6 protein-coding genes and 1 pseudogene are annotated in these 3,965 nt (G+C 42.5%); 6 read left to right on the top strand and 1 reads right to left on the bottom strand.

The window, feature by feature from the left end; genetic code table 11:
• The 5 genes from HG66A1_RS32790 to HG66A1_RS09400 all read left to right on the top strand — a co-directional run.
• The coding region (locus HG66A1_RS32790; RefSeq protein WP_409999478.1) for an IS3 family transposase at positions 1–91 on the top strand (91 nt) is incomplete at its 5' end.
• A 105-nt stretch (positions 92–196) separates the two neighbouring features.
• The gene (locus HG66A1_RS09420; protein WP_145182571.1) at positions 197–595 is read left to right on the top strand and encodes a hypothetical protein; all 399 of its coding nucleotides are present in this window, start codon (positions 197–199) and stop codon (positions 593–595) included.
• Between the two features lie 12 nt (positions 596–607).
• A complete protein-coding gene (locus HG66A1_RS09415; RefSeq protein ID WP_145182568.1) occupies positions 608–949 on the top strand; it encodes a hypothetical protein in 342 nt (113 codons plus the stop codon).
• 571 nt (positions 950–1,520) lie between these two features.
• Entirely contained in the window at positions 1,521–2,195 is a 675-nt protein-coding gene (locus HG66A1_RS09405; RefSeq protein ID WP_145182565.1) for a hypothetical protein, read from the top strand.
• 25 nt (positions 2,196–2,220) lie between these two features.
• Complete coding sequence (locus tag HG66A1_RS09400; RefSeq protein WP_145182562.1) at positions 2,221–3,075, top strand: hypothetical protein; 855 nt, start codon at positions 2,221–2,223, stop codon at positions 3,073–3,075.
• Positions 3,076–3,199: 124 nt separating this feature from the next.
• On the opposite strand, the pseudogene HG66A1_RS09395 reads toward HG66A1_RS09400, so the two are convergent.
• Positions 3,200–3,517: pseudogene (locus HG66A1_RS09395) on the bottom strand (integrase core domain-containing protein); the annotation flags it as partial.
• Positions 3,518–3,540: 23 nt separating this feature from the next.
• On the opposite strand from HG66A1_RS09395, the gene HG66A1_RS09390 reads away from it, so the two are divergent.
• Positions 3,541–3,933, top strand: coding sequence for an RHS repeat domain-containing protein (locus HG66A1_RS09390; RefSeq protein WP_197997063.1), 393 nt, complete (start codon positions 3,541–3,543; stop codon positions 3,931–3,933).
• Positions 3,934–3,965 lie beyond the last annotated feature (32 nt).

Below are 3,965 nucleotides of genomic sequence, written 5' to 3'. Positions count from 1 at the left end.
CTTTGAGTACATCGAAGTGTTCTACAATCGTGAGAGGCTTCATTCGTCTCTGGGATACCAAAGCCCCGAAATGTTTGAACAAGCAGTATAACCTAAACCCAGCGCCCACTATTTCTGGGGAACTTCAGATGTTGGTCTAGCAGAAGGTGGGAACAATCTTTCGTTTGGACTACGCACAGCAATGAAAGCACGAAGGTTGCATACTACTCTTGATGCCTTTCAAGAGGCAGCTGAAGTAATTCGAAAATATGCAGGAAAGTATGGTGACGATATTATATGCCATGGGGGAAGAGCAAAAGGGAAACTTACTGATTTTGATTTTGCAGTTCGGGTTTCACCTGAAGAATTTGAAAAACTCATTCGTAAGAGATTTGGAAACCCTAATCCGGGGAGTGCAAAGTTTAGAACAATGGAAGAGGCAATCAGACAAGGTAGGATCCATGCCGGTGAGGCAGGACTTCGTGGTCTTAGAAATAAATTAATTAAAATTTTGGGTGATTATGTTGATCCAGGAGTGGATAAGAAAATTGATATCTCAATAATCCGACGTGGATTTAAATTTGATAAGGGGCCGCGTGTACCGATTCTCCCATAAAGGTGGATTACAATGAATTCTCTTTACTGTACTGCATTCGTTAGGACAAATTTAAATTATTTAGATTTCATCCACGTTGTTGAATCTATACTCGCTGCTAAAAGTGAGAATGCAAATATTGAAACAGAAGACCTAGATATATTTATAGATAAGAATGATGATTATGATCCAGAGAAAATAGATATGATAGATGGGTTTCTTTTTTATCCATATAGAATGGAAATCAATCCTACTAAAGGAGCAACGCAATACAAGGAAGCACTTCTGAAATTCATCCGTCGCTTACGTGAAAAAAATTATGATGTCGTTCCTGCGTGCGATTTTGAAGAGTATTTGAACTCGCAAGAGCGATAAAGACAACGGATAATGTTTTTTAATCCTGAACAGAAAATATTTCCAATTTCACACTTAAAAGGCCCTTGCAAGGAGCCTTGTGCACCTCTCTTACAATCTCGAGCAGATGAATTGAAACGTATTTTGACAACATGGGTTCCCAATTGGCATGCTCCCCTTAACTTGATCCATTTGTTGTGAGAGTTTCCAGTAGAGTTGACCTTGCCCCCAACCTTGTACCAGCTGGAGCGGGTAATACGGCCTTCTCGTCCTTTGCCGATACCTATAATGCCGCCGGTAACCGGACACAGCGTGTGAATCTGGATGGCGACGTCACGACCTGGACTTACGTTCGACTTCGCAGAAAGTTTCGGAACGTTATACCGATTCACTGGGGACGACTCTGGCAACGTTTGTGTACGATCCGGTTGGTAATCGTCTGGTGGAAAATGTTGATTCCTCGATCACGACCAGTCCTATGATGACGCGAATCGTCTGCAGGTTTCTGAAAAAACAGCGGGGCTGACTACTTACACTTACGACAACAACGGTAACCAGCGTTCGAAAGAGACAGGCGAACCGAACCGTTGGTGTGTTAACTGAAGTGGACAATCTGTTAGCAGCAGAAGCTAGGCAAGCATGTGATGTAGGCAAAGGTGCATCTTCAGTTGTTGATGATGGGCTCGTTGTTGTTAAGGCAAAAGGCACACCTGGTCTGCCACCGAAAAAAGGAAAGCGACTCGTCGGAACAGTCATGGGGGGGTGTGGTGATCAATTCCTTAAGCCTACCGATGAACTTCTCGAATTCTTTCAGGCAGAATTTAAAAATGCTAAAGAAGGCGCATTAAATACTTTTCTCGGATCTGCTGATAATATAGCGGCTCAACGGGCAAAAGATATTATCCCGGAGCCAGGTTTTCATGATATTGTAATCCATGCAGATGATATTTCGGGAAAATTCTTTTTACGCACACCCAAGGGGGATATTGAAGTCTCTTTAAAAACGCTTGTAAACCGAATTAAACAATTGAATTTGGACGAGGGAGTAGGTATACGGCTTATTTCCTGTAATGGTGGTGCCTGTGGACCGACAGGTACAGGCCCAGCATATGCATTACAAAAAGCAATCAACCGTCCCGTTCTTGCTCATCATGCTCCCATTGAAATATGGGAAGGAGGAGAGCTATTCCCATTTGATTCTGTGTACTGTAATGGAAAACAAGTCAAAGTAGGCGCCGGTGATTGGACTCGCATACCTGAGAATTGAGTTTAGAAAATAAGTGAGAAATGAAATGAAAAATTTATTATGTTTTGGATACTACAGTGAAACGATTCCTCAACTGCGACACAAACTTGAGAGTATCAAAACGGCCGAGTTCTTGGATTCGCCACATCCTTTGAAATACCTGATTCTGCGATATCTTGAAGAGGGACAATATGAAGGTTTCACTGCGGGGCGCGAGGCATACGATCCACTAACTACTCCTCCAACTTACATAACGGGCTCCATTTTTATGAAGACTGATGGGACCTGGACCTGGCCTGCATTCATTACCTACTTTGTTGATAAGTACGATTTAGCTGTGCCAGACGAGTTGATACAAGAGATGCAAATGCATGGTTTTCGCGTTCCAGAGGTGACTTTGGAAGTGCCAGATAATTCACAAAATTTATCAGAGAATTGTAATGTCGCGAAAGAAACTCTTCCAAAAGAAACAGCTCCACTCCAAGATTCTGAAACCGTTCGGGACAGCTTTCCTGTAATCAAAGAAGAATTGGTGAAGTTGTTTGCTAATTGTGCTACGTTTGAGCAATTCTATAAGACTTGTAAATTAAAAGTAGATGAGATTGTTAAAATACTGAACCTTGATTCTATGAGTTTTAACTCTCTCATGACGTTAAGTGAATTGCTCATCAACGAGAACATACCACCTAAATATGTTGGATTGAATGGTGATGTAGCAACTAAAGCTCAAATTGCGGATGCCAACAGAACACAGAGTGTGATAATAATGACTCGCGATGATAAATTGCCAATGAGTTGGACTGAAGACAGAGTAATTTGGCTCGAAAAAAAAGAAACAAGATGGGAGATTACAATTGAATCTTGGCTAGATGCATACAAACGACACTGTAGCGAAGAGTAAAAATGACGCAAAGAACGTTGGCTCACATTTATAAAAATCCCGCCTTCATTCAATTAGTTTCATATTAGAAGTAGAAGTTGATTTTAGTCGCTACACACTGACGTGCCCCCACGAATGACATCAGTCACACGACATAGTGTTCTGTTGTTTTCATGGCTGTTCTGCTCGCCTGTTGGAGCGGAGCGGAAGCATGCGAGCAGAACAGCTTTGCTTCCGGCACCGGGGCTCTGTAGCCCAGTGAACTGTGCGGTCTGATGGAATTGTAATCTCTCCTCCTGCGTTTGATCAGCACTTTAGCTTCCCATAACGTATCGAAGATTTCCCCGTTGAGCAATTTATCTCTCAGTTTTCCGTTGAAGGATTCGATGTAACCGTTTTCCCAGGGACTGCCTGGTTCAATGAATAAGGTTTTCACTTCAACCCTGCGGAGCCAGTCTCGAAGGGGAAGTAGGATACTTCTACGATGTGTCAACGGGTTTGTTTACCCTCCGCCAAAGGGACTATAATCCAAATCTGGGGCGATTTATTAGTGAAGATCCTATCAGATTGGAAAGCGGGGAGACTAACTTTTATCAATATGCCTTCAACGCTCCGACATATTATGTCGATCCAGATGGTGAATCCCCGATCTCCAAGGCAGCCATCATCGCTGTGAAAAAAGCAAAGCAACGTTTCCTACGAAAGTTGATCAAGGACAGGATCACATCACGTCTTAAAAAACTATTGACGAAGAAAGGTTTTAAGCAGGCAGCTAAAAGGTATGTGAAGTTCCCCAGAAATAATGGGCGCTCCAAAAAGAGTGTAAACTATTCTGAGGAGGAACAACATGAGCAAGCAGCAGTCGAATTCAAAATCTAAACCCAAACGAACACGACGGTCATTTACCGGTG

Origin of the sequence: Gimesia chilikensis, from assembly GCF_007744075.1 — a bacterium.
In the GTDB taxonomy this organism is placed as follows: domain Bacteria; phylum Planctomycetota; class Planctomycetia; order Planctomycetales; family Planctomycetaceae; genus Gimesia; species Gimesia chilikensis_A.
This window is presented reverse-complemented; position numbering and strand designations above follow the sequence as displayed.